Genomic DNA, 21331 nt, shown 5'->3' with positions numbered 1-21331 from the left:
TGACCACTCTGCGCACCTCCCGTGAGGAGGCGAGTTCCCGATGACCGAATCAGGTCTGCCGACCAGTGAGCACCTCGAGCACCTGGACACGGACACCATCGCCGACCTGATCGAGAACCTGCTACCCGCGCCCGAGGCGCATCGCGCTCGTGAGCATGTGAAGGCCTGCCCGGACTGCCAGCAGACGTTCGACGCGCTGCGCCAGCTGACCGAGGATCTGGCCGACGAAGGCCGCGCCGACATCCCGATGCCGACCGACGTCGCCGAGCATCTCGACGCCGTGATCGTCTCCGAGTCCGTACTCCGGGCGTCGACCGTCGGCGTGCACTCGCTGGTCCAGCTCCGTGAGGAGCCCCGGCGGCACCTGCCGAAGCTCGTCCTGGCCGCGGCAGGCGTGATCGTGGTCGCCGGGATCGGGGTCGGTGTCGTGATCAGTACGGCGGACCAGAGCAAGGAAGGTGGCGCGGGGATCATCCCGACCGTGCCGATCGGCACGGTGCCGACGCTGACCAGCGACCAGGTCGGCCCGAACGTGCAGCGGTGGCTGGAGAACGCCAACGGCCCAGTTCTGCACGCGGGTCCGGCCGAGCTGGCGTGCGCCCGCAGCTTCGCGGACGGCCGGTCGAACCCGGATGTCCGGCTGATCCAGCAGGCCAAGGTCGACGGCAAGCGGGCGACTGTGATCGGACTGCAAGGCGGCTCGCAGCGCGACATCCTGATCACCGTAGTGACCGGATGTAGCAGCGCGGGTGGCGCTGCCGCGCCTTTCTACGAGACTTCGGTGACCTTGCGTAGCCGCTGATTCCGCTCGGTGAGCCGGTGGCATGACCCCTCGAGCCGATGGGTACCGTGGGAATGGTCGGCCTCTAGGATCCGTTGAGTACGACGTAATGCCCGTCTCGACGACACCGAGGAACGCCTGAATGAGCGACGCAGCAGTCCGCAACGTCATCATCATCGGTTCTGGCCCGGCCGGCTACACGGCTGCGGTCTACGCCGCCCGCGCCCAACTGGCGCCGCTCGTCTTCGAAGGCTCCGTCACGGCCGGTGGTGCGTTGATGACCACCACCGAGGTGGAGAACTACCCCGGTTTCGCGGCCGGCATCATGGGCCCGGCGCTGATGGACGAGATGCGCACCCAGGCCGAGCGCTTCGGCGCCGAACTGGTAGCCGACGACATCGTCGCGGTCGACCTGACCGGTGAGATCAAGTCCGTCACCGACTCGGCCGGCGGCGTGCACCGCGCCAAGACCGTGATCCTGGCGATGGGTTCGGGCTACCGCAAGCTGGGCCTGCCGCACGAGGACCGGTTGTCCGGCCACGGCGTGTCCTGGTGTGCGACCTGCGACGGGTTCTTCTTCCGTCAGCAGGAGATCGCCGTGATCGGTGGTGGCGACACCGCGATCGAGGAGGCGACCTTCCTGACCCGGTTCGCCGACAAGGTCACCATCGTGCACCGCCGCGACGAGCTGCGCGCCTCCAAGATCATGGCCGAGCGCGCCTTCGCGAACGAGAAGATCGAGTTCGCCTGGAACTCCGCGGTCGACGAGATCCACGGCGACGACAAGCTCACCGGCATCGTGATCCGGGACACCATCACCGGTGAGACCCGCGAACTGCCGGTCACCGGCCTGTTCATCGCGATCGGGCACGACCCGCGCTCCGAGCTGGTCAACGGTCAGGTGCACCTGGACGAGGACGGCTACGTGCTGGTCCAGGCCGACAGCACCCGGACCAACCTGCCCGGCGTCTTCGCGGCGGGCGACCTGGTCGACCACACCTACCGCCAGGCCATCACGGCCGCCGGCACGGGCTGTGCCGCGGCCCTCGACGCCGAGCGCTTCCTGGCTACGCTGGAGTTCGAAGCGACTGCCGCGGCCGCTGAGGCCACCGAGCCGGTCTCCGTCTGACTCCGTACTTCCTCCACCACCTCGAGCAGCAATCCTGAAGGAGATCGCCGTGGGCGACAAGATGAACGCAGTGACCGACGCCGAGTTCGACACGACGGTACTGAAGAGCGACAAGCCGGTACTGGTCGACTTCTGGGCCGAGTGGTGCGGTCCGTGCCGTCAGGTCTCGCCGATCCTGGAGGAGCTGGCCGGTGAGCACAGCGACAAGCTGACGTTCGTCAAGATGAACGTCGACGAGAACCCGGTCACCCCGAGCAACTACCGCGTCATCAGTATCCCTACCATCAATGTCTACGTGAACGGTGAACTGGCCAAGTCCATCGTCGGCGCGAAGCCGAAGGCCGCGCTGCTGAAGGAACTGGCTGACTTCACTGGCTGAGATTGCTTTGCGTTCCCGTGAGGGGACGTCCCGCCGCACGGCAAGGAGCATTGATGGCTGGATCACAGCACGGCATCTACCGGATCGGTGACAGCGGTGAGGCTGTCGCTGAGATCATCGGGAAGCTCCAGCGGCTAGGCCTGCTGGAGCCGGGTGGTCACTACGTCTACGACGAAGCGACCGCCACCGCCGTGCGGGGATTCCAGCAACAACGCGGGCTGATGATCGACGGCGTCGTCGGTCCGCAGACCTACCGCGCGATCGACGACGCACGTTGGCGGCTGGGCGACCGGCTGCTGACGTACGTCGTCTCGCACCCGCTCACCGGCGACGACGTCCAGGCGCTGCAGGCGAAACTGCAGGAGCTGGGCTTCGCGGTCGCCCGCGTGGACGGCATCTTCGGACCGGACACCCAGCGCGCGGTGACCGAATTCCAGCGCAACATGGGCCTGCCCGCCGACGGCACCTGCGGCCCCTCCACCTTCAAGGCCCTGCAGCGGATCCGCCCGATGGCGACCGGCGGCCGGCCTGACGCGCTGCGTGCGTCGGAGGCGGTTCGCGCCGCCGGACCTCGCTTGTCGGGCAAGACCGTCGTGATCGACCCCGGGCACGGTGGCTTCGACTACGGCTGGGAAGGGTTCGGGCTTCGCGAGTCCGACGTGGCCTATGACCTGGCCTCCCGGATCGAGGGCCGGCTGGGCGCAACCGGCGTACGGGCTTATCTTTCGCGCGGCCGTGACCAGGGGCCGGATGAGTTGGCCCGGGCTGCGTTTGCCAACGAGACCGATGCGAACCTCTGCGTTTCGCTGCACACCGACGGTTCGATGAACCCGGAGGCGCAGGGCGTCGCGACGTACTACTACGGCACCGATCTGCACGGCGCCTCGTCCAGCGTGGGCGAGCAGTTCGCCGGCCTGGTGCAGCGCGAGATCGTGGCGCGGACGGATCTGCTGAACTGCCGGACCCACCAGAAGACGTGGGACCTGCTGCGCCGGACCAAGATGCCCGCGGTCCGGCTGGAGATCGGCTACGTGACGAACCCGCACGACTCGTCGCGGCTGGCCGACCCGGCCTTCCGGGACGTGATCGCGGAGGCCATCGTGGTCGCGATCCAGCGCGTCTACCTGCCACCGGAGCAGGATGCGGCGACCGGCATGCTGCGCCTCGGCCAGCTCACGGTCTGAGGTTCAGGGCGGACCGGACCTTCCGACCCGCCCCAGAACTCAGACGGTCTGCCGCTCCTTCGCAGCCGGTACTGCGTCCGCCGGGTCCTCGCGTTCGAGGGCGATGACCGGGAGCAGCCGGTCGAGCCAGCCGGGCAGCCACCAGGCCTTCTCGCCCATCAGGCGCATGATGGCCGGGACGATCACGCAGCGGATCAGCAACGCGTCCAGCAGCACGGCGACCGCCAGGCCGAGACCGAACTGGTTCAGCATCCGATCCGGGCTGAGCAGGAAGGCTCCGAAGACGACGATCATGATCGCCGCGGCGGCCGTGATCACGGTGCCGGTGTTGGCCAGCCCTTCCCGCACGGCCTCTCGGGCATCACCGGTCCGCCGCCACTCCTCGTGGATCCGCGAGATCAGGAACACCTCGTAGTCCATCGACAGCCCGAACACGATCGCGAAGATCATCACCGGCACGAACGCCTCGATCGGCCCTTCCTGGGCACCGAACCAGCCCTCCTGGAAGACGAGCGTGATGACTCCGAGCGAGGCGCCGATGCTGAGCAGGTTGAGCACGGCGGCCTTGAGCGGGATCAGCACCGACCGGAAGACCGCCATCAGCAGCAGCGCCGACAGGCCGACGACAACGAGAACGAAGATCGGCAGCCGCTTGCTCACGGCACCGGCGAAGTCGTCAGCGGCCGCGGTCGATCCACCGACCAGGTACGTCGCTTTGGTCTGGCCGGCCAGTTGCGGCAGCGTCTCGTCTCGCAGTCGCTGAACCAGGTCGCTGGTCGCTGCGTCCTGCGGCGCCGACTTCGGAAACACCAACACAGTGGCGACCTTGCCATCGGGCATCAGCTGCGGCGGGGTCACGGCCGCGATGTCCGGATCCGTTGCCAGCTTGACGTTCAGCGCCTGCGCGGCCTCCGGCGTACCCTCCGAGACGACGATCAGCGGACCGTTGAAGCCTGGCCCGAATCCCTTGGCCAGCAGGTCGTAAGCCTTGCGGCTGGTCTTGGCCGGATCGTCCGTACCGGCGTCCGCGAAGCCGAGGCGGAGGTCCAAGGCCGGCAGGCAAAGCAGAACCAGAGCGGCCGTTCCGAGCACGAGCGGAGCCCATGGTCCGCGCTGGACTGCGGTCGCCAGCTTGCGCCAGCCGTCGCCCGGGTGCCGACGCGACTTGGCCGCGTGCTTGCGAACACTGCGCTCGATGCGCTTGCCGAACAAGGTGAGGAGTGCCGGCAGAAGGCTCACCGCCGCGAGCATCGTCGTCAGGACAGTGACGGTCACGCCGAGCGCGAGGCCTTGCAGGGAACCAAGTCCGAGCGCGAGCAGACCGAGCAGAGCGATCACCACTGTGCATCCCGCGAAGAGCACCGAGCGCCCAGCGGTGTCGAGGGCAATCAAGCCGGCCTTCGGGCGGTCGGCACCCTTGAGCAGCTCGCTGCGGTAGCGGGAGAAGATCAGCAGCGCGTAGTCGATGCCGACACCGAGTCCGACCAGCATCATCACCGGAGCGGTGTAGTCGGGGATGGTGAACACGTGCGAGGCCAGCACCAGCAGGCCGAGTGTGCTGCCGACCGCGAAGACAGCCGTCAGGAGCGGAAGGCTCGCGGCGAGCAGTGACCCGAAGAGGAAGACCAGAATCACCAGCGCTGCAAGGATTCCGGCGCCCTCCGACGCACCGCCGCCGCTCTCGGCCGCGGTCCGGACCAGGTCACCACCGAGCTCGACCTGCAGCCCGTCCTTCGCGATCTCCTGTGCCTTGTGGATGATCGCCCGGACGTCCTCGATCGGCATGTCCGCCGCCGCGACGTCGAGGTCGACGGTCGAGTACGCCGTTTTGCCGTCAGTCGACAAAGAGCCTTTCGCCGTGAAGGGATCCGCGACGGCCGCCACGTGCGGAAGCGTGCCGACCTGGGCCAGCATCCCGCTGATCCGGCTCTTCTCCGCCACCAGCCCGTTCTCGTCGTACAGCACGATCTGGATCGACTCGGTCGATCCCTGCGGCTGGTGCTCGCGGAAGGTGTCGATCACCCGTTGCGAGTCCGTCCCCGGCAGGCTGTTGTCGTTCTTGTAGGCGTTCCCCACCAGCGTTGACCCGGCGGTCACCACGACCAGCGCGACCACCCACAGCGCCACGGCCAGCCCGGCCCGCCGCATCGCCCACCCCGCGACCCGATGCAACATTGTCGGTCCTTCCCGTCAGTCTCGCACGTCTACATGTAGCGTCTCTACATGTCGTCTATCGACGGTAACACGCATATGAGTAGACTGCCTACATGAAGGCGGATGCGCTCCGAGGGCACCTGGACCCGATGATCCTGGCGGTGGTCGAGTCCGAACCGCTGCACGGCTACGCGATCATGGAAGCGCTCCTGGAGCGCAGCGGCGGCGAGCTCGACCTGCCCACCGGCACGCTCTACCCGGCGCTGCGGCGGCTGGAGCGAGCCGGCTACCTGGCGAGCGAGTGGAGCACCGTGGGCGGCCGCAAACGCCGTACGTACCAACTGACCTCAGCGGGTCAGAAAATGCTCGCCACCGGCAAGAGCGAGTGGGAGACCTTCCGCGCGGTCGTCGAAGGAGTACTGCGGCCTAGTGCAGGGCACTAAGCCAGGCGCAAGCAGCGGTGAGCTGAGCGGCTGACCAGCAGTAGCGGGATAAGCAGGAAGCCGCTGACCACGAAGAGTGCCTCAACGCCGCTGCCTTCCGCGACCGTGCTGATGCTCGCCAGCATCAGGCCGACGCAGCCGACCAGCACACAGCTGGACAACGCGAACTGTGCGGTCAGCCTGGTCGCACGCTCGCGCACCACCGGGTAACGCAGCCCGAGCCCGGTCGCGATCAGGACGAGAACACTGCCGACCATGGACAGTGTCCCGACCACCTGCACCAGCTGGTTCAAGATCGCCACAACCGCAATGTCCGAGTCAGGATGCTGAGTCCAGCTCCAGGTGTTTTCCAGCCAGACGATCGGCTGAGCGATCATCACCGCGAACAGCAGGATCGCCGTACGCCGTCCTTGCGCGATCCCCAGCTCGGACCGGTACCCCGGGACGACCTCGGCCAGGTCGCCGAAGTCCTCTACCGCTCGCTCTGCCGCCTCCCGCGGGCTCAGCCCGTCGGCCTCGAAGGCTTCGGTCGCGTCGACGAGGCTGTCTCGCGCCTCGGCCATCAGGTCAGCCTTGCGGCGGCGAGGTCCGTGCAGGGCGCGACTCAGCCCGGTCAGGTAGCTCTCGACCGGGTCCTGGACGACGACGGTTCCGTGGCTGGACACGACTACCAGTATGGGGAAGCCGGGGCCAGATCACGTCCGGGTGTCCACTGACCCTTCCCTGGTTTGCCGGGCGCGCCGACTGACGAAGTACAGGCCGACGTAGGAGGTCACCAGGAGGGCGAAGCCGATGATCTCGGCCAGCCAGGTGTAGCCGGCCGGCCAGATGGTGCCGTCGAGGTAGTGCTTGATGTAGCCGCCGGCGTACGGCTCCTCGCCGCCCTGGCGCATCCAGTGCTTCTCCACGCCCGTCACCGGGCACTCGAAGTCGAGCAGGACGATCGTCAGGTTCCAGACGGCGACGGCCAGATGCGCCCAGATCACCCGCCGCCACTTCCAGGCCAGGAAGCCGCCGATCACGAAGAACAGCAGGAAGGCGCCGTGCAGGATCATCATCCCGTCGGCCAGGATCCGGTAGATCATCACGTCTCCGATTCACGCGTCAGGGTGTCCCGGACCGCGGCCGGAGCCGGGCGGGCGGGTTCGGGCCGGATCGCACCCATCAGACGGTCGACCGCTGCCTCCATCTCGCTGCGCCAGGTGATGGTCGAGCGGAGATCCAGCCGGAGCCGTGGGTTGCGCGGATGATCCCGTACGACGGTGAACCCGACCGCCTGCAGGAAGTCGGTGGGCCAGACGCACCCAGGTCCGTCCCAGCGGGAGTCCCCGAAGGCCTCCACCGCCCGGAATCCGCGCTTGAGCACGTCCTTCGCGACCGCCTGGACGAGGATCTTGCCGAGCCCCGTCCCGAGGTACCGCGGCAGAATGCGCCCGGTCGCCAGTATGACGGCGTCCGAGCTCGGCGGCGCGGTCGGGAAGGCCTGGATCCTGGGCAGGTAGGCCGCTGGTGCGTAGACGGCGAAACCCGCGGGCGCGTCATCGACGTACAGGACGACTCCAGCTGTTCCCCAGTCCAGGAGCACCTGGGACAGCCAGGCTTCCTTCTCCAGTTGGGTGTCGCCGTTGCGGCTCGCCTGTCGCTGGGTGACCGGGTCTAGCTCCCAGAAGACGCAGCCACGGCATGGCACCGGTAGCTCGTCGAGATTGGCGAGCGTGAGCGGTTCCAGCCGTCGTGCCATCAGGTCATCCGCTGGCTCATCGAGCGGCCGGAGCCGGCGTCTGGGCGTCGGGAGTCTCAGCCGCCTCGGGAGCGACGTACCGCTGTTGGACCTTGGCCGCGGGTTGCCGTCTGAACAGCTCTCCCGCGAACCCGGCCAGGACGCCGAGCAGTAGTCCGCCGAGGGTCAATCCGATTGCCTTGCCCACGCTCATACCGATCCTGCCTTCCGCAGCACTCCAGGTCGTGCTCAGGGCCGATGGCCGTCTCAGCCACCAGTCGGCACCATGGTCGAACCTGCCCCTATAAGGCATGGTAGTGAGAGGATGCGCTGATCGGCAGCCCGGGCACGCGAACACGCTCGGCTACTTCGGCGTAGCCTGGTGCCTTCCCCGGCATGCCCCTTGTCGCCTGTTCTTGGAGCCGCTCCGTGAGTGCAGACCTGCCCGACGTCCGGCAGACCCGTCTCGACAACTACGTCGACCGGTATGCGGCACGGACCAAGGGCATGACCGCATCGGAGATCCGGGCCCTGTTCGCAGTGGCCAGCCGCCCCGAAGTGGTCTCGCTCGCGGGGGGAATGCCCAATATCGCCGGCCTTCCGCTCGATGTCGTCGGCAGCGCGGTCCGCGATCTGGTGGTCGACAACGGCTCGGTCGCGATGCAGTACGGGTCCGGCCAGGGCGATCCGGCCCTGCGCAACCAGATCTGTGACGTGATGCGGCTGGAAGGCATCGACGCCCACCCCGACGACGTCGTGGTGACTGTCGGTAGCCAGCAGGCGGTCGATCTGGTCACCCGCGTGTTCTGTGATCCCGGCGACGTGGTGATCTGCGAGGCCCCGTCGTACGTCGGTGCACTGGGTGTTTTCCGTGCTTATCAGTGTGAGGTCGTTCACGTCGCGATGGACGACGACGGCGTCCAGCCGGAGGCGCTGGAGCAGGCGATCGCGGCGGTCCGGGCGGCCGGCAAGAAGATCAAGTTCTTCTACACGATCCCGAACTTCCACAACCCGGCCGGTGTCTCGCTGTCCGCTGAGCGCCGCCGCAAGGTGCTGGAGATCTGCCAGCGGGCCGATCTGCTGATCCTCGAGGACAACCCGTACGGGCTGCTCGGCTTCGACGGCGAGCCGCAGCGCGCGCTGCGGGCCGACGATCGGGAAGGGGTCATCTACCTCGGCTCGTTCTCCAAGACGTTCGCTCCGGGCTTCCGGGTCGGCTGGGCGGTCGCGCCGCACGCAGTACGGGAGAAACTTGTACTGGCGCAGGAATCGGCGACGTTGTGCCCGCCGGTCTTCAGCCAGCTCGCCATCTCGTCGTACCTGGGCCGGCACGACTGGCTCGGTCAGGTGAAACAGTTCCAGGAGATGTATCGCGAGCGCCGGGACGCGATGCTCGCGGCGCTGGCCGACAAGATGCCTGCGGCAACGACCTGGACCCGGCCCGGTGGCGGGTTCTATGTCTGGCTGACGCTGCCCGACGGTCTCGACGCGAAGGCGATGCTGCCGCGTGCGGTGACCGCCCGGGTCGCGTACGTGCCCGGGACCGCTTTCTTCTCCGACGGTTTCGGCTCCCAATGCATGCGGCTGTCCTACTGTCACCCGACCCCCGAGCGGATCACCGAAGGTGTCGCGCGGCTGGCCGCGGTGATCAACGAGGAGCTCGAGCTGCGGCAGACCTTCGGTCCGCTGAAGCCGGGCGCGGGCCGCGACTACGACGCTCCGGGTCCGGAGCTTAGCTAAAGGTTTACTGGGCTCCGGCTCGGTCGCACCGGAAGGGGCGGTACCTTTCAAATGGGCCTCGGGACCGGCGGCCTGCCGGAGTCGCCCACTAGTGATCGGGAAGTTTCTATGAGTGATCTGGGTCGAGTGCTGGTATTGGCCGGCGGACTGTCGCACGAACGGGACGTCTCGCTACGCTCCGGCCGCCGAGTCGCCGATGCCCTGCGCAGCGTCGGTGTCGAGGTCGAGGAGCGCGATGTGGACGCCGGGCTGGTCGAGCGGCTGCGCAACGATCCGCCCGACGCCGTCTTCCCGGTCCTGCACGGCGTCACCGGCGAGGACGGCGCCCTCCGCGAGGTCCTCGACCTGTACGGCGTGCCGTACGTCGGCGCCGATGCGGCTGCCTGCCGGACCGCCTTCGACAAGCCGGTCGCGGCGACGATGGTCGGCTCGGCCGGACTCCACACGCCGCCTTCCGTCGTACTCGGGCATGACACCTTCCGCGAACTGGGTGCTGCTGCGCTGATGGAGGCCGTGATCGCTCAGATCGGTCTGCCGCTGGTCGTGAAGCCTGCACGTGGTGGCTCCGCGCTCGGCGCCTCGATCGTGCGGTCGGCCGATGAGCTCGCCGCCGCGATGGTGAACTCCTATGCGTACGGTCCGGTCGCTTTGATCGAGAAGTACATCGATGGCGTCGAGGTGGCCGTGACGATCGTGGACACCGGCGATGGCCCGCGGGCGTTGCCGGCTGTGGAGATCCAGCCGGACTCCGGGTTCTACGACTACGAGGCTCGCTACACGGCGGGCGCGACGCAGTTCGTCGTACCGGCTCGGCTGGAGGCTTCGGTCGCGGAAGCGTGTGCGGCTGCCGCGGTGACCGCGCATCGGGCGCTCGGGCTGCGGGATCTGTCGCGCTCGGACCTGGTCGTGGACGCTGACGGCGTGCCGTGGTTCCTCGAGGTGAACGTGGCTCCGGGGATGACCGAGACGTCGCTGGTGCCGTTGTCCGCCGAGGCTGCCGGGATCGAGCTCGGCGTGCTGTGTCGCGACCTGCTGGCCGCGGCCGCTGCTCGTTGAGGTTCTGATGCCCGTCGCGCCGGCCACCGAGCCTCTGGCACCCAATCCGGAGCGGCCGGCGCTTTGGCGGACGATTCTGACGCCGCGTTGGACCGGGCTGCTGCTGCTTGCGCTGGCGATCGCCTCGACCATGTCCGTGCTCGGTGTCTGGCAGCTGGACGTGTACCAGTCGAAGACGGCCGCCGCGACGGCCAAGCGGGCTGAGGGTGCGCCGATCCCGCTGCACACGCTCTTCTCGATCGACGAAGGGCTGCCCGCGAAGGCGGTCGGGCGCAAGGTGACTGTCTCTGGGACTTGGGGACCTGCCGCTGACCAGTTGTTCATCACGGATCGCCGGCTGGGTGATCGGGACGGCTTCTGGGTGATCAGCCCTGTCGTATTGGACTCGAGTGGCGCGGCGGATGGATCGACCGGCGCAGTCATGGTGGTTCGCGGCTGGGTGCCGACGGTCTCGGACCCCGCGGCCAAGCCGCCGACGGGGCGCGTCGAGCTGACTGGGGCGATCGCGCAGTCGGAGGCTCAGGATGCCTCTGGTGACGCGGCCAAGGGGCGCACGCTGCAGTCGCTGCGCATCCCGACGATCGTGCACCTGGTGAAGTACCGGATCTACGACGCCTTCGTGGTGCTCTCATCGATCGACTCGGCCGCCTCTGCTGGTGCGGCCTTGGCCCCCACGATCGTGCCCGCGCCGGCTCCGCCGACCGACCACGCCGGCCTGCGCAATGTGGCGTACGCCTTCCAGTGGTGGATCTTCGCGGCGTTCACGCTCTGGATGTGGGGCCGGATGGTGCTCGACGCCCACCGCGGCGACGATGCCGACCAGCCGGAAGACGAGCTGGAGCCAAGCGGTACCGTTTCAGCGTGACCTCCCCCGTAGATCCCGCCACGACGCCCGCTCTCACCCCGGCGGTCAAGGGCGCCCTCACCCGGTACCGCGTCATCGCCTACATCGTCGGCGTCATGCTGCTGGTCCTGCTGTTCGTCGCGATGCCCCTGAAGTACCTCGGCGACAACCCCTCAGTCATGAACGTGGTCGGCCCCCTCCACGGCTTCCTGTACGTCGTCTACCTCCTGGGCGCCTTCGACCTGGCCCGCCGCCTCCGCTGGAGCCTCCCCCGCCTGGTCCTCGTCGCCCTGGCCGGCACCATCCCCTTCCTCTCGTTCTACGCCGAGCGGAAAGTCACCCACGAACTCAACCCCGCCTGAGGCTTTTAATGCAGTGCCGCTCCTGGTCGCGCTGATCTAGCTTCAGCGGCATGACTTCCTTGGAGCAGATCACTGCGGCTAACCGTGCGAGCTGGAACCAGATCGCACCCGCCCGCCTCGGGCAGCCGGCCGACTTCTTTGGCTCGGGCGGTCTGGCCCTCGAGGACTTCGAGCAGGAGCTGGCCGGCGACGTTCGGGGCAAGCGCGTTCTGCAGCTCGCCTGCTCCTGCGGCGACGAGGTCCTTTCCTGGGCCAACCTCGGTGCCACCGCAATCGGCATCGACATCTCAGACGTCGCCATCTCCATGGCCCGCCAGAAGGCCACGGCCGCTGGCATCTCCGCCGACTTCCGGCAGGCGAACATGTTCGATCTGCCGGCCGACCTCGTCGACCTGGACCTCATCTACCTCAGCTGGGGCGCCATCTGCTGGGCTCCCGACCTCGACCGTCTGACTGAGATCCTGGCCAGCCGCCTGGCCTCTGGCGGCTCGGTCCTGCTCGCCGACCATCACCCGATCTGGGAAGTCCTCGCGGTCCGCGGACAGAATCACCTCGCCGTCGCCGGCAACTATTTCGGCCGGAACACCTCTCGTCGCGACACCGACAACGCCAAGCTCCCCTTCGGCGCACGGGACACCGCCTCACCCCCGCCCTTCGAAGCCTTTGTCTGGCCCACGAGCGACATCGTGATGTCACTCCTCCGGGCCGGCCTCCACCTGACGGCCTTCACCGAATCCCCCGCCCCCGACAGCTACTCCGGGCTGGGCTCGACGGCCACTCAACTCCCGGCGTACTACGTCATCAAAGCCACCAAAAGCTGATGTTTCACATGAAACATTGACCGGGATAGATCGCCAAATAGCTTTGTCGACAAATCTCGGTCAGGGTTGTTCCAGAGGAGTCTCGTGCAGCTTCGCCGCGACTTTCCGGAACGCCCGGCCGATGGTCTCTAGCTCAGCCGGGCTGACTACGTCGACGAAGTGCTCCCGAACGGTTTGCACGTTGTCCTTCGCGGCCTTCACCAGCACTGCCCGCCCGGTCTCGGTGAGCGACGCGACCACACCGCGCTTGTCTTCGTCGTCCTCACTTCGCTGGACCAGCTGGCGAACCTCCAGCCGCGCGACTGTGTGCGACAACCGGCTCCGGGAGTAGTACGACAACTCGGCGAGGTCGGCCATCCGTAGGCGACCCCCGGGCGCCTCGGACAGACGCATCAGGATCTCGAAGTCTGCCAACGACACGTTGTGTTGGCTCCGCAGCCGGCGATCGCGCACCTCCAGCAGCAACGCCGACCCTTCGACGTACGAGCGCCACTGCCGCTGCTGAGCATCATCCAGCCACCCCGAACCAGCCATGACGCCAAGGATAGCGGTTGAACTCTTCAACTAGTCCTGTACCGTGGATCCATGGTTGAAGCCTTCAACTACCTTCGCGCAGGACCTGCCCATGCCGCTGCGAGAAACCAATGAACGCCAAGCTGATCGCACTCGCTGCCGGCAATTTCACGGTCGGTGTCTCGACCTTCGTCCTGGCGCCGATGCTCGGGACTATCAGTACGGACCTGAACGCCAGCCGAGCCGTCACCGGCCAACTGATCGTCGTGTACGCGCTCGCCTACGCCCTGGGCGGCCCGCTCCTGACCACCCTGGTCGGGCATCGACCGCCAAGGCAGGTGCTGCTCGTGGCGCTGGCTGTGTTCGCCACGGGCAACGGCCTGACCGCAATCGCGGCGGACTTCCCGAGCGCAGCTGCCGCACGCGTGGTAGCCGGTGTAGGTGCCGGCGTCTACACCGCCAACGCACTGGCAGTGGCGCGTCGACTAGTGCCGGGCGACAGGCAGGGACGCGCGGTGGCTGTCGTAGTGGGCGGCCTGACGACGGCAATCGTCCTCGGTCTTCCTACCGGTGCCTGGCTGGGCAGCGCGGTCAGTTGGCGCCTGGTGCTTGGCCTGCTCGCGCTCATCGCGACCCTGCCGATGGTCGGCATCCTGTCGCTGCCAGCGCTCGCCGGGTCGCCACCGATCCCGCTCAAGGCTCGGGTGGCACCACTACGAGATCGGCAGGTCCTCGCCACCCTGCTGGCGACCTGGCTATGCCTGACTGCGAGTTGGACGATCTACAACTTCATCGACGAGGTACTGCGGCCTGCCACAGCAGGTGACCCAGACCGGCAGTTCCTGGCGTTGCTGGTCTTTGGCGCCGGCGCTGTCGCAGGCAACCTGATCGCAGGCCAGCTGGCTGATCGCTACGGCCCAGGACGCACGATCGCAGTGGTCGCCCCAGCGCTCACCGTCGCAGTGCTGGTGCTCCCGCTGGTGGCGGTCAGCATGCCGCTCGCGCTGGTGAGCGTCAGCGCCTGGGCGATGCTGCACTGGATGGTCAACGTGCCTCAGCAGTTGCGTGTCACCGCTGCCGCCCCCAACGTCGCGCCGATCGTTCTCGGGCTTCATCAGAGCACCATCTATCTCGGCATCAGCACAGGCGGCTTGGTCGGCGCACTCGGCTACGGCGTGGCCGGACGGGCTGGCATCGGCTACGCCGCCTTCGCTGCCGGACTCCTGGCGCTGGCCGCGCTGTGGTGGTCGTTCCGCACTCGGGCGGCTGTCTCAATCACCCAAGGAAGGTACGGAAGTCATGACTGATCGAATCGCCATCCGCGGCGCACGGGTCTTCGACGGGCACCAGTTGTCAGAGCCACGGACGGTCGTCATCGCCGACGGCGTCATCGGCACCGACCCCACCGGCGCGGAGGTCGTCGAGGCTGACGGCCGTGTGCTGTTGCCCGGCCTGATCGACGCTCACATCCACCTCCACGACCAGTTCACGGTGCAGAAGCTCTGCTCGTACGGAGTCACCACCGCCCTCGACATGGGGACGTTTCCCCCGCAGCGATTGGCCACGCTGCGCGGCGCACCGGGCCCGATCGATGGACGCAGCGGGGGCACGACCGATGTGCGCAGCGCAGGCACGACCGGTGCACGGAGCACAGCCACGACCGATGTGCGCAGCGCGGGCACTCCCGCCATCGGCCCGGACGGCCTGCACTCCCGCATCCCGACGATGCCGGCCGACGCCGTCGTCACCCGCCCGGACCAGGCCGAGTCGTTCGTCATGGCACGGCTGGCCGAAGGATCCGACTACCTGAAGATCATCGCCGACCCCGGCGAAGGCGGGCCAGACCAGCAAACCGTCATCGCCCTGGCGACCGCGGCACACGCCCACGGAATGCGGGTCGTAGTGCACGCCGTGTCGCAAGAGGCCGTCATCATGGCGCTCGACGCCGACGCGGACGTCATCACCCACGTCCCGCTAGGCATGGCCCTGGACCAGCAGGTGGTGGCTCGGCTCGCCGCCGCCGACTGCACGGTGATTCCCACTTTGACCATGATGGAAGGCATCGCAGGAGCAGTCGGCCAACCGGCAGGATTCGCCGCCTCCCGCCTCAGCGTGACCCTGCTCCACCAGGCCGGCGTACGCGTACTAGCCGGCACCGACACAAACCAAACCCCCGGCGTACCGTTCCAGCCCGCCCCCGGCGCCAGCCTCCACCACGAACTCGAACTACTGGTCGACGCCGGCCTAACCCCCGCCGACGCACTGCAGGCAGCGACCCACCTAGCAGCCCAGACCTTCGGCCTAACCGACCGCGGCACCATCAAGCCAGGTCTACGCGCCGACCTCATCCTCCTCGACGACAACCCCCTCACCAACATCCGCGCCACCCGCTCCATCCACCGCATCTGGACCGCCGGTACCGAACACCCCCCACCCACCCAAATCCACACCGCCCACTAGCTCCACCCCGCCGCGTCTCCACACCCACCCCATCTCCGTCACGCACCCGACCCCGCTCGCCTTGCCCGGCCACACCGGGTCACCCGCCTTGCCCGACGGCCGGGCCGGAGTACGAGGGCTCGCGCGCGCCCGCCGACGACAAGTGGCCGGCCGATGAGCTGCCCGGCCACACCGGGTCGCTCGCCTTGCCCGGCCACACCAGGCCCGCTCGCCTGACCCCGGCGTCGCCCCTCATCGCTCACGTCGGCTCGCTCGCCTCGCCTACCCGCCACAACCCACCGCTCACACCGCCACGCCCGCTTGCGCCACCCGCCCGCCTCGCTACTACGCGCCCGTCGGGCCGGTCGGTGGTTCCGCCTCCTGGCGCGAGCACACCCACCTGTGGAAGGCGATCACACCGCCACGCTCGCACCGCCTCGCGTAGCCACCTCCAAGCCTCCGCGTCACACTCCATCCCCGCCCACCTCGCCACAACCAGACCTGCCCACCTTGGTCCGCCATACCCGGCCCCGCTCGCCGCGGTCGTGCGCGCTGGCGCCTTCTTGGCCTCACGTCGCGTCGCCCTCTCCACCCAGCCGCCTCGCCTTGTCTGCTTCGCGCGCCTCGCCGTGCCTGCGTGCCGCGCCTTCCCCCGCCACGCGCGCTCTGCTCCTTCCCCAGCCCACGCTCCGGCGCCTCTCCCTGCCCCGCGTACCGAGCCTTCCCCGCCACGCACGCTCCGCCCGCCTTCCGCCAGCCGCGTCCCAGCGACTCGCCTCGCCGCACCACGCCTTTCCCCCCGCCCACCTTGCCCGGCTCCTCCGGCCACAAAGCAGAACGCCCTGTGCCAACTGAAAGTTGGCGCAGGGCGTTCTCGGTGGTTTTGAGGTGTTCAGGACTCCTTGGTCGGGTCCATCAGGGTGACGATTCGTTCCAGGTCGTCGACGGTGGCGAACTCGACGGTGATGCGTCCCTTAGTTTTGCCGAGGTCGACCTTGACGCGCGTCTCGAAGCGATCCGACAGGCGGTCGGCGAGGTCGACCAGGCGCGGGGCGACGGGCTTGTTGCGGCGTCGGGCCGGAGTGGGGTCGTCGGCCGACATGTCCCCCATCGAGACGATCTCTTCGACCGTACGCACCGACAGTCCTTCAGCAACGATCCGCTGAGCCAGCCGCTCGATGGCGTCGCCGCTGGGCAGACCCAGCAACGCTCGAGCATGACCCGCGGACAGTACGCCGGCAGCAACCCGGCGCTGAACCGAGGCCGGCAGCTTCAGCAGGCGCAGGGTGTTCGAGATCTGCGGCCGCGAACGACCAATGCGAGTCGCCAACACCTCCTGCGTGCAACCGAAGTCGTCGAGCATCTGCTGGTACGCCGCCGCCTCTTCCAGCGGGTTCAGCTGACTGCGGTGGAGGTTCTCCAGCAGCGCGTCCCGGAGCATGACGTCATCGGAGGTTTCCCGGACGATCGCTGGGATGGTGGTGAGCCCAGCCTCCTGGGTCGCACGCCACCGGCGCTCACCCATCACCAGCTCGTACGTCGTATCGGTCAGCCGCCGCACGACGATCGGCTGCAGCAGGCCGATCTCCTTCACCGAGTGCACGAGTTCCGCCATCGCGTCCTCGTCGAAGGCGCTGCGCGGCTGCTTCGGGTTCGGGGTGATCTTGTCGACGTCGATCTCCGCGAACTCCGCGCCGGGTACCGCCGCGAGCTCAGGACCGGCCGGTACGGGCGGTGCCCCCGGAATCGAGCTGGACTTGCTCCCCAGGCTGTTCGTCGTGCCGGGGGCGGGGGTGCTGGGAATCAGCGCACCGAGTCCGCGTCCGAGTCGGGTGTTCATCGCCGCTCCCTCGAGTTTCAAGTGCTTCGGTTCGATCAAGTTTCATCGACAGCAACTGCGCAACGGTAGCCGGTCTCAGGTGGCGACCGGAGAGCCGGTCCCCCAGCTGTGGAGAAGTCCTCTGCCAGCAGCCCTGTTTCACGTGGAACGAGAGTCTCTTCAGTTGCCGCGTTTCACGTGGAACGGACCCTCTTCAGTGCCGCGTTCACGTGCAACGGACCCCTTCAGTTGCGCCGTTTCACGTGGAACGGATCAGCTTCAGCTCCCCGCGTTTCACGTGGAACATCCGCAGGAAAGCCAAACGGCCCGCCGACAACGCGGTGCCGGCGAGCCGTCAGTTCGATCAGTCAGGAGGCGTTGTTGCGCATCGCGATCTCGCGCGACGCCTCCAGGTAGGAGAGTGCGCCGGCCGATGCCGGGTCGTACGCGAGCACCGTCTGTCCGTGGCTCGGCGCCTCGGAGATCCGGACCGAACGCGGCACCGCGGTTCGCAGTACGGCGTCCTGGAAGTGACCGCGGACCTCAGCCGCCACTTCGCCGGCCAGTTTCGTGCGGGCGTCGTACATGGTGAGCAGAATCGTCGAGACGTCGAGCGTCGGGTTCAGGTGCGACTTCACCATGTCGATGTGGCGGAGCAGCTGGGACAGACCCTCGAGCGCGTAGTACTCGCTCTGGATCGGTACCAGTACTTCGCGCGCCGCCGTCAGCGCGTTCACCGTCAGCAGGCCGAGCGACGGCGGGCAGTCGATGAAGACGTAGTCGTACTTCTCGCCCGCGGCCTCGGTCTCGGCCAGGTGAGCATCGAGAGCCTTCTTCAACCGGCTCTCGCGCGCGACGATGCTGACGAGCTCGATCTCGGCGCCGGCCAGGTCGATGGTGGCCGGAACGACGACGATGCCGGGGTGCTCGGCGCAGGGCGCCAGGAGCTTGCTCAGCGGCTCCCCCTCGATGACCGCCTCGTAGACACCCGGGGTGCCTTCCGAGTGCTCGATGCCCAGCGCCGTCGACGCGTTGCCCTGCGGGTCGAGGTCGATCACGAGAATCCGCGCGCCATACAGCGCGAGGCCGGCTGCGACGTTCACGGTCGTTGTGGTCTTGCCGACGCCACCCTTTTGGTTGGCGACCACGAAGACCCGGGTCTCTGCGGGCAGCGGGAACTCGCGGCCCATCGTGCGTCCTTCATTCACCAGCAGGGTCCGTTCGGTGGCGGCGGCGATCGGAGTTTCGAGAAGTCGTCGCTGAAGCTCGTCCGAGGTGGCCCGCGCGGCGATCTGTGCGGCAGTCATAGCGCCCATTCCGATAGGTGCGGTACTTGGCCCGAAGAGGATGTCCGTGGGGGTCGGGGCGGGCTTGCCCCCAGGTTCATCCACAGGCGGCTGTGGATGAATTCCCGCGTGAGGTGCCGTTTCCAGGGGGTAGTCATCCACAGGCCGGGGAGATTCGGGGAACTCTTCCTCAGCCTCATTCGCGGCGGCTGTTTCACGTGGAACGACCTCTTCGGTTTCACGTGAAACAGCTTCCGATCGTACGGCGGCCGGCTCGTCGCCAAGCCCGATCGAAGCGGCCGCTCGGAGTGCGGAGTGGCTCTTTGAAGCCCCCGCAAAGTTTGTCTCGGAACTCTCATCCGACTCAACCCGCTCAGCCGAATCACTTCCGGCTCCAGCAGACCGCCCCGGCACTCCGAACACCGGCGCCGCCGTCAACCCATGCCCCGGAGCCGAGGCGCCGGTCGAGCCGGTCGAGCCGGTCGAGCCGGTCGAGCCGGTCGAGCCGGTCGAGCCGGTCGAGCCGGTCGAGCCGGTCGAGCCGATGGTCGCTGGAGTAGACGTCGAATCGGTGGGCGCCGATGAGGCGGTCGAGTCGCTGGGCACAGCCGAGCCGGTCGAGCCGGTGGTCGCTGGGGTAGACGTCGAATCGATACCCGCCTGGTGCTGGGCGTCGGCCAGGTCGCCCTCGGCCTCGCGCAGTTCGTCCAGCAAGGCCTGACGGGCGGACGCCTCGCGCTCCAGCGCCGAGGACGCAGTCGAGTCGGTGGGCGTCGATGAGGCGGTTGAGTCGGCGGGCCCGGTCGAGTCGGTCGAGTCGGTGGTCACCGCACTAGTCGGCGAGGCTGGCGCGTCGGACGCGGTACCCGGCGTCGCGGATGCGTCAACTGTCTGCGGCTCGGTCGTGTCTGTCGGCGTCTGCATAGACACGCCGCTGGGATCCGCGGTCGGCGTCCCAGCAATTGCCGCTGCCGCCGAAGCTGCGTCGGGTGACGCGAGCGGCTCATCGAGCGACGCAACTGCGGGAGGTTCAGGAGTTTGGGAGGGGGAGGCTGGGGCGGGGGCCTCGGTTGCTTGGCGGGTGGCGGCGGGTTGGTCTGCCGGCCAGCCGATTCCTTGTGATGCCTGTGGTTCACCGGTGCTTTTCTCAGGCCATCCGAGGGCGCGACTCACGAACCCGATCACCTCCCGCGTCTCCTGTGCTGGGATCCCCGCGCAGCACGTCCGGCCACAATACTCACGACTGTCGTCGGCTGGGCCAGTTCGTCGACACCGAGTTGATGGACGTGCCATTCCTCAGCGCCAAGAGCCTCGAGTTCGGCTTCGGAAGCAGCGAGTTCCTCCTCTGCGGAGGCTCCCTTCATCGCCAGCATCAGCCCGCCCTCGGCAGTCAACGGCAAGCACCAGCCGGCCAGCTTGCCGAGCGGAGCGACCGCACGAGATGCCACCACGTCGTACGGCGCCTTGCCGCGCGCAGCGCCTTCGGCGGCGGAACGGGCACCGGGGATCAGGTCTTCAGCGCGAGCCCGAACCACCTCTGCGTTGGTGCAGCCGAGCAGCTCCACGGCCTCTTCCAGGAAGGTGGTGCGCCGGAGCAGCGGCTCGACGAGCGACACCTGGAGGTCGGGGCGAACGAGGGCGAGCACGATTCCGGGCAAGCCGGCGCCGGTGCCGATGTCGGCAACGGTGGACTCTTCCGGGATCAAGCGCTCCAGCACCGCGCAGTTCAACAGGTGCCGGTCCCACAACCGCGGCACCTCGCGCGGACCGATCAGTCCGCGCAGCGTTCCTTCTGTCGCCAGCAAGTCGGCGAACGCCGCAAGCCGGACCGCCGCTCGTGGGTAGAGCTTCTCCACGAGCGGCGGCGTTTCACGTGAAACGTCGTCCGTCACGAGCAGGACGCGGCGATCACGCGGGCTGGACGACGACCCGGCGACGCGGCTCCTCGCCCTCGGACTCGCTGGTCAGGCCGGCGGCCGCGACGACGTCGTGCACGACCTTGCGCTCGAACGGCGTCATCGGCGCGAGCTTCACCGCGGCACCCGAGGTCTTCACCTCATCCACCGCCCTCCGCCCGACCTCTTCCAGTTCGGTCTTCCGGTTCGCCCGGTAGTTCGACACGTCCAGCATCAGCCGCGACCGCTCACCGGTCTCCCGGTAGACGGCCAATCGGGTCAGCTCCTGCAACGCCTCGAGCACCTTGCCGTTCTCGCCGACCAGGTTGCTCAGGTCGGCGCCGACGATCGACACCGCGGCACGATCGCCGTCGATGTCCATGTCGATGTCGCCGTCGAGATCGGCGATGTCCAGCAGTTCTTCCAGGTAGTCGGCCGCGATGTCGCTCTCGGCCTCCAGTGCCTTCAGACGGTCGCCCGGCTGGTCTTCCGGCGTGGACTTCTCCACGGCCTCGGTCTCCTGCATGCCGTCGCTCACGGCCACTCCTTCACGTTTCGAGATCCGCCCCACGGGGACCCAGGTCGTACACAGCAGAGAAAACGGGGATGCCGGGTCAGCCGGCCGTCCGGACGTCGAGCGTCAGGACCGGCCGGACCCACCACCGCCGGACTTCTTCTGCGCGGCTTTCTTCTGAGCAGCCTGGCGAGCGGCGCGCGACTTCGCGGCCGGCTGTCGCTTCGCGCCCGAGGCCTGCTTGGCTGCGGC

22 protein-coding genes are annotated in these 21331 nt (G+C 68.0%); 12 read left to right on the top strand and 10 right to left on the bottom strand.

Going from position 1 to position 21331, the window contains the following annotated elements; genetic code table 11:
• The first annotated feature begins 40 nt into the window (after positions 1–40).
• The 4 genes from A3ES_RS0110425 to A3ES_RS0110410 all read left to right on the top strand — a co-directional run bounded on the left by A3ES_RS0110425 (position 41) and on the right by A3ES_RS0110410 (position 3473).
• Complete coding sequence (locus A3ES_RS0110425; RefSeq protein ID WP_020386746.1) at positions 41–802, top strand: anti-sigma factor family protein; 762 nt, start codon at positions 41–43, stop codon at positions 800–802.
• Between the two features lie 121 nt (positions 803–923).
• Positions 924–1910 (top strand): thioredoxin-disulfide reductase, encoded by a 987-nt coding sequence (gene trxB / locus A3ES_RS0110420; RefSeq protein WP_020386745.1) that lies wholly within the window; start codon positions 924–926, stop codon positions 1908–1910.
• A 49-nt stretch (positions 1911–1959) separates the two neighbouring features.
• Positions 1960–2289, top strand: coding sequence for a thioredoxin (gene trxA, locus A3ES_RS0110415; RefSeq protein WP_020386744.1), 330 nt, complete (start codon positions 1960–1962; stop codon positions 2287–2289).
• A 53-nt stretch (positions 2290–2342) separates the two neighbouring features.
• Positions 2343–3473, top strand: coding sequence for an N-acetylmuramoyl-L-alanine amidase (locus A3ES_RS0110410; protein ID WP_020386743.1), 1131 nt, complete (start codon positions 2343–2345; stop codon positions 3471–3473).
• A gap of 39 nt (positions 3474–3512) precedes the next feature.
• Here the strand turns inward: A3ES_RS0110410 and A3ES_RS0110405 are convergent, their stop codons facing one another.
• Positions 3513–5648: an MMPL family transporter gene (locus tag A3ES_RS0110405; protein WP_020386742.1), complete on the bottom strand. Its 2136-nt coding sequence runs from the start codon at positions 5646–5648 to the stop codon at positions 3513–3515.
• 92 nt (positions 5649–5740) lie between these two features.
• Between A3ES_RS0110405 and A3ES_RS0110400 the strand changes: the two genes are divergently transcribed.
• Positions 5741–6070 (top strand): PadR family transcriptional regulator, encoded by a 330-nt coding sequence (locus A3ES_RS0110400; protein ID WP_020386741.1) that lies wholly within the window; start codon positions 5741–5743, stop codon positions 6068–6070.
• On the opposite strand, the gene A3ES_RS46815 is transcribed toward A3ES_RS0110400, so the two are convergent.
• Genes A3ES_RS46815 through A3ES_RS55015 form a run of 4 tightly spaced genes read right to left on the bottom strand, consistent with a single transcriptional unit; the run spans position 6067 to position 8004 of the window.
• A complete protein-coding gene (locus A3ES_RS46815) occupies positions 6067–6735 on the bottom strand; it encodes a permease prefix domain 1-containing protein (protein WP_020386740.1) in 669 nt (222 codons plus the stop codon). The two genes, A3ES_RS0110400 and A3ES_RS46815, sit on opposite strands and share 4 nt — an antisense overlap.
• Before the next feature lie 30 nt (positions 6736–6765).
• The gene (locus A3ES_RS0110390) at positions 6766–7155 is read right to left on the bottom strand and encodes a DUF2784 domain-containing protein (RefSeq protein WP_020386739.1); all 390 of its coding nucleotides are present in this window, start codon (positions 7153–7155) and stop codon (positions 6766–6768) included.
• Positions 7155–7811: a GNAT family N-acetyltransferase gene (locus A3ES_RS0110385; protein ID WP_020386738.1), complete on the bottom strand. Its 657-nt coding sequence runs from the start codon at positions 7809–7811 to the stop codon at positions 7155–7157. The genes A3ES_RS0110390 and A3ES_RS0110385 overlap by 1 nt, the downstream gene beginning before the upstream one ends.
• 16 nt (positions 7812–7827) lie before the next feature.
• Entirely contained in the window at positions 7828–8004 is a 177-nt protein-coding gene (locus A3ES_RS55015; RefSeq protein WP_020386737.1) for a hypothetical protein, read from the bottom strand.
• 215 nt (positions 8005–8219) lie between these two features.
• Between A3ES_RS55015 and A3ES_RS0110375 the strand changes: the two genes are divergently transcribed.
• The 5 genes from A3ES_RS0110375 to A3ES_RS0110355 all read left to right on the top strand — a co-directional run bounded on the left by A3ES_RS0110375 (position 8220) and on the right by A3ES_RS0110355 (position 12613).
• The gene (locus A3ES_RS0110375) at positions 8220–9530 is read left to right on the top strand and encodes an aminotransferase-like domain-containing protein (RefSeq protein WP_020386736.1); all 1311 of its coding nucleotides are present in this window, start codon (positions 8220–8222) and stop codon (positions 9528–9530) included.
• 108 nt (positions 9531–9638) lie between these two features.
• Positions 9639–10586: a D-alanine--D-alanine ligase family protein gene (locus A3ES_RS0110370; protein ID WP_020386735.1), complete on the top strand. Its 948-nt coding sequence runs from the start codon at positions 9639–9641 to the stop codon at positions 10584–10586.
• A 7-nt stretch (positions 10587–10593) separates the two neighbouring features.
• Positions 10594–11451, top strand: a complete 858-nt coding sequence (locus tag A3ES_RS0110365) for an SURF1 family protein (RefSeq protein ID WP_020386734.1) — start codon at positions 10594–10596, stop codon at positions 11449–11451.
• A complete protein-coding gene (locus A3ES_RS0110360; RefSeq protein WP_020386733.1) occupies positions 11448–11792 on the top strand; it encodes a DUF3817 domain-containing protein in 345 nt (114 codons plus the stop codon). Before A3ES_RS0110365 ends, A3ES_RS0110360 begins: the two co-directional genes overlap by 4 nt.
• Before the next feature lie 50 nt (positions 11793–11842).
• Entirely contained in the window at positions 11843–12613 is a 771-nt protein-coding gene (locus A3ES_RS0110355) for a class I SAM-dependent methyltransferase (RefSeq protein ID WP_020386732.1), read from the top strand.
• 60 nt (positions 12614–12673) lie between these two features.
• On the opposite strand, the gene A3ES_RS0110350 is transcribed toward A3ES_RS0110355, so the two are convergent.
• On the bottom strand, positions 12674–13147 hold the full coding sequence (locus tag A3ES_RS0110350) for a MarR family winged helix-turn-helix transcriptional regulator (protein WP_020386731.1): 474 nt from the start codon (positions 13145–13147) through the stop codon (positions 12674–12676).
• Between the two features lie 110 nt (positions 13148–13257).
• Here A3ES_RS0110350 and A3ES_RS46810 point away from each other — a divergent pair, with 110 nt between their 5' ends.
• Both A3ES_RS46810 and A3ES_RS0110340 read left to right on the top strand, forming a co-directional pair.
• Entirely contained in the window at positions 13258–14433 is a 1176-nt protein-coding gene (locus A3ES_RS46810) for an MFS transporter (protein ID WP_020386730.1), read from the top strand.
• On the top strand, positions 14426–15586 hold the full coding sequence (locus tag A3ES_RS0110340) for an amidohydrolase family protein (protein WP_020386729.1): 1161 nt from the start codon (positions 14426–14428) through the stop codon (positions 15584–15586). The genes A3ES_RS46810 and A3ES_RS0110340 overlap by 8 nt, the downstream gene beginning before the upstream one ends.
• Positions 15587–16457: 871 nt before the next feature.
• On the opposite strand, the gene A3ES_RS0110335 is transcribed toward A3ES_RS0110340, so the two are convergent.
• The 4 genes from A3ES_RS0110335 to A3ES_RS0110320 all read right to left on the bottom strand — a co-directional run bounded on the left by A3ES_RS0110335 (position 16458) and on the right by A3ES_RS0110320 (position 21103).
• Positions 16458–17405 (bottom strand): ParB/RepB/Spo0J family partition protein, encoded by a 948-nt coding sequence (locus A3ES_RS0110335; RefSeq protein ID WP_026162739.1) that lies wholly within the window; start codon positions 17403–17405, stop codon positions 16458–16460.
• 347 nt (positions 17406–17752) lie between these two features.
• Positions 17753–18691, bottom strand: a complete 939-nt coding sequence (locus A3ES_RS53920; RefSeq protein ID WP_040454432.1) for a ParA family protein — start codon at positions 18689–18691, stop codon at positions 17753–17755.
• Between the two features lie 1160 nt (positions 18692–19851).
• On the bottom strand, positions 19852–20562 hold the full coding sequence (gene rsmG, locus A3ES_RS0110325) for a 16S rRNA (guanine(527)-N(7))-methyltransferase RsmG (protein ID WP_026162738.1): 711 nt from the start codon (positions 20560–20562) through the stop codon (positions 19852–19854).
• A gap of 16 nt (positions 20563–20578) precedes the next feature.
• Complete coding sequence (locus A3ES_RS0110320; RefSeq protein ID WP_020386725.1) at positions 20579–21103, bottom strand: R3H domain-containing nucleic acid-binding protein; 525 nt, start codon at positions 21101–21103, stop codon at positions 20579–20581.
• Positions 21104–21331 lie beyond the last annotated feature (228 nt).

The sequence above is a fragment of the Kribbella catacumbae DSM 19601 genome (assembly GCF_000372465.1).
In the GTDB taxonomy this organism is placed as follows: Bacteria; Actinomycetota; Actinomycetes; order Propionibacteriales; family Kribbellaceae; genus Kribbella; species Kribbella catacumbae.
The sequence above is the reverse complement of the archived record's forward strand: the minus strand, read 5'-3'. Positions and strand labels throughout refer to the sequence as shown.

Bases quoted from the DNA above. Each gene is read 5' to 3' on its own strand.
- trxB (WP_020386745.1), top strand. From the start codon at position 924: ATGAGCGACGCAGCAGTCCGCAACGTCATCATCATCGGTTCTGGCCCG.
- A3ES_RS0110385 (WP_020386738.1), bottom strand. From the start codon at position 7,811: ATGGCACGACGGCTGGAACCGCTCACGCTCGCCAATCTCGACGAGCTA.
- A3ES_RS0110410 (WP_020386743.1), top strand. From the start codon at position 2,343: ATGGCTGGATCACAGCACGGCATCTACCGGATCGGTGACAGCGGTGAG.
- A3ES_RS0110335 (WP_026162739.1), bottom strand. From the start codon at position 17,405: ATGAACACCCGACTCGGACGCGGACTCGGTGCGCTGATTCCCAGCACC.
- A3ES_RS55015 (WP_020386737.1), bottom strand. From the start codon at position 8,004: ATGAGCGTGGGCAAGGCAATCGGATTGACCCTCGGCGGACTACTGCTC.
- A3ES_RS0110390 (WP_020386739.1), bottom strand. From the start codon at position 7,155: ATGATCTACCGGATCCTGGCCGACGGGATGATGATCCTGCACGGCGCC.
- A3ES_RS46810 (WP_020386730.1), top strand. From the start codon at position 13,258: ATGAACGCCAAGCTGATCGCACTCGCTGCCGGCAATTTCACGGTCGGT.
- A3ES_RS0110405 (WP_020386742.1), bottom strand. From the start codon at position 5,648: ATGTTGCATCGGGTCGCGGGGTGGGCGATGCGGCGGGCCGGGCTGGCC.
- A3ES_RS0110400 (WP_020386741.1), top strand. From the start codon at position 5,741: ATGAAGGCGGATGCGCTCCGAGGGCACCTGGACCCGATGATCCTGGCG.
- A3ES_RS53920 (WP_040454432.1), bottom strand. From the start codon at position 18,691: ATGACTGCCGCACAGATCGCCGCGCGGGCCACCTCGGACGAGCTTCAG.
- A3ES_RS0110350 (WP_020386731.1), bottom strand. From the start codon at position 13,147: ATGGCTGGTTCGGGGTGGCTGGATGATGCTCAGCAGCGGCAGTGGCGC.
- A3ES_RS0110425 (WP_020386746.1), top strand. From the start codon at position 41: ATGACCGAATCAGGTCTGCCGACCAGTGAGCACCTCGAGCACCTGGAC.
- A3ES_RS0110370 (WP_020386735.1), top strand. From the start codon at position 9,639: ATGAGTGATCTGGGTCGAGTGCTGGTATTGGCCGGCGGACTGTCGCAC.
- A3ES_RS0110340 (WP_020386729.1), top strand. From the start codon at position 14,426: ATGACTGATCGAATCGCCATCCGCGGCGCACGGGTCTTCGACGGGCAC.
- A3ES_RS0110355 (WP_020386732.1), top strand. From the start codon at position 11,843: ATGACTTCCTTGGAGCAGATCACTGCGGCTAACCGTGCGAGCTGGAAC.
- A3ES_RS0110365 (WP_020386734.1), top strand. From the start codon at position 10,594: ATGCCCGTCGCGCCGGCCACCGAGCCTCTGGCACCCAATCCGGAGCGG.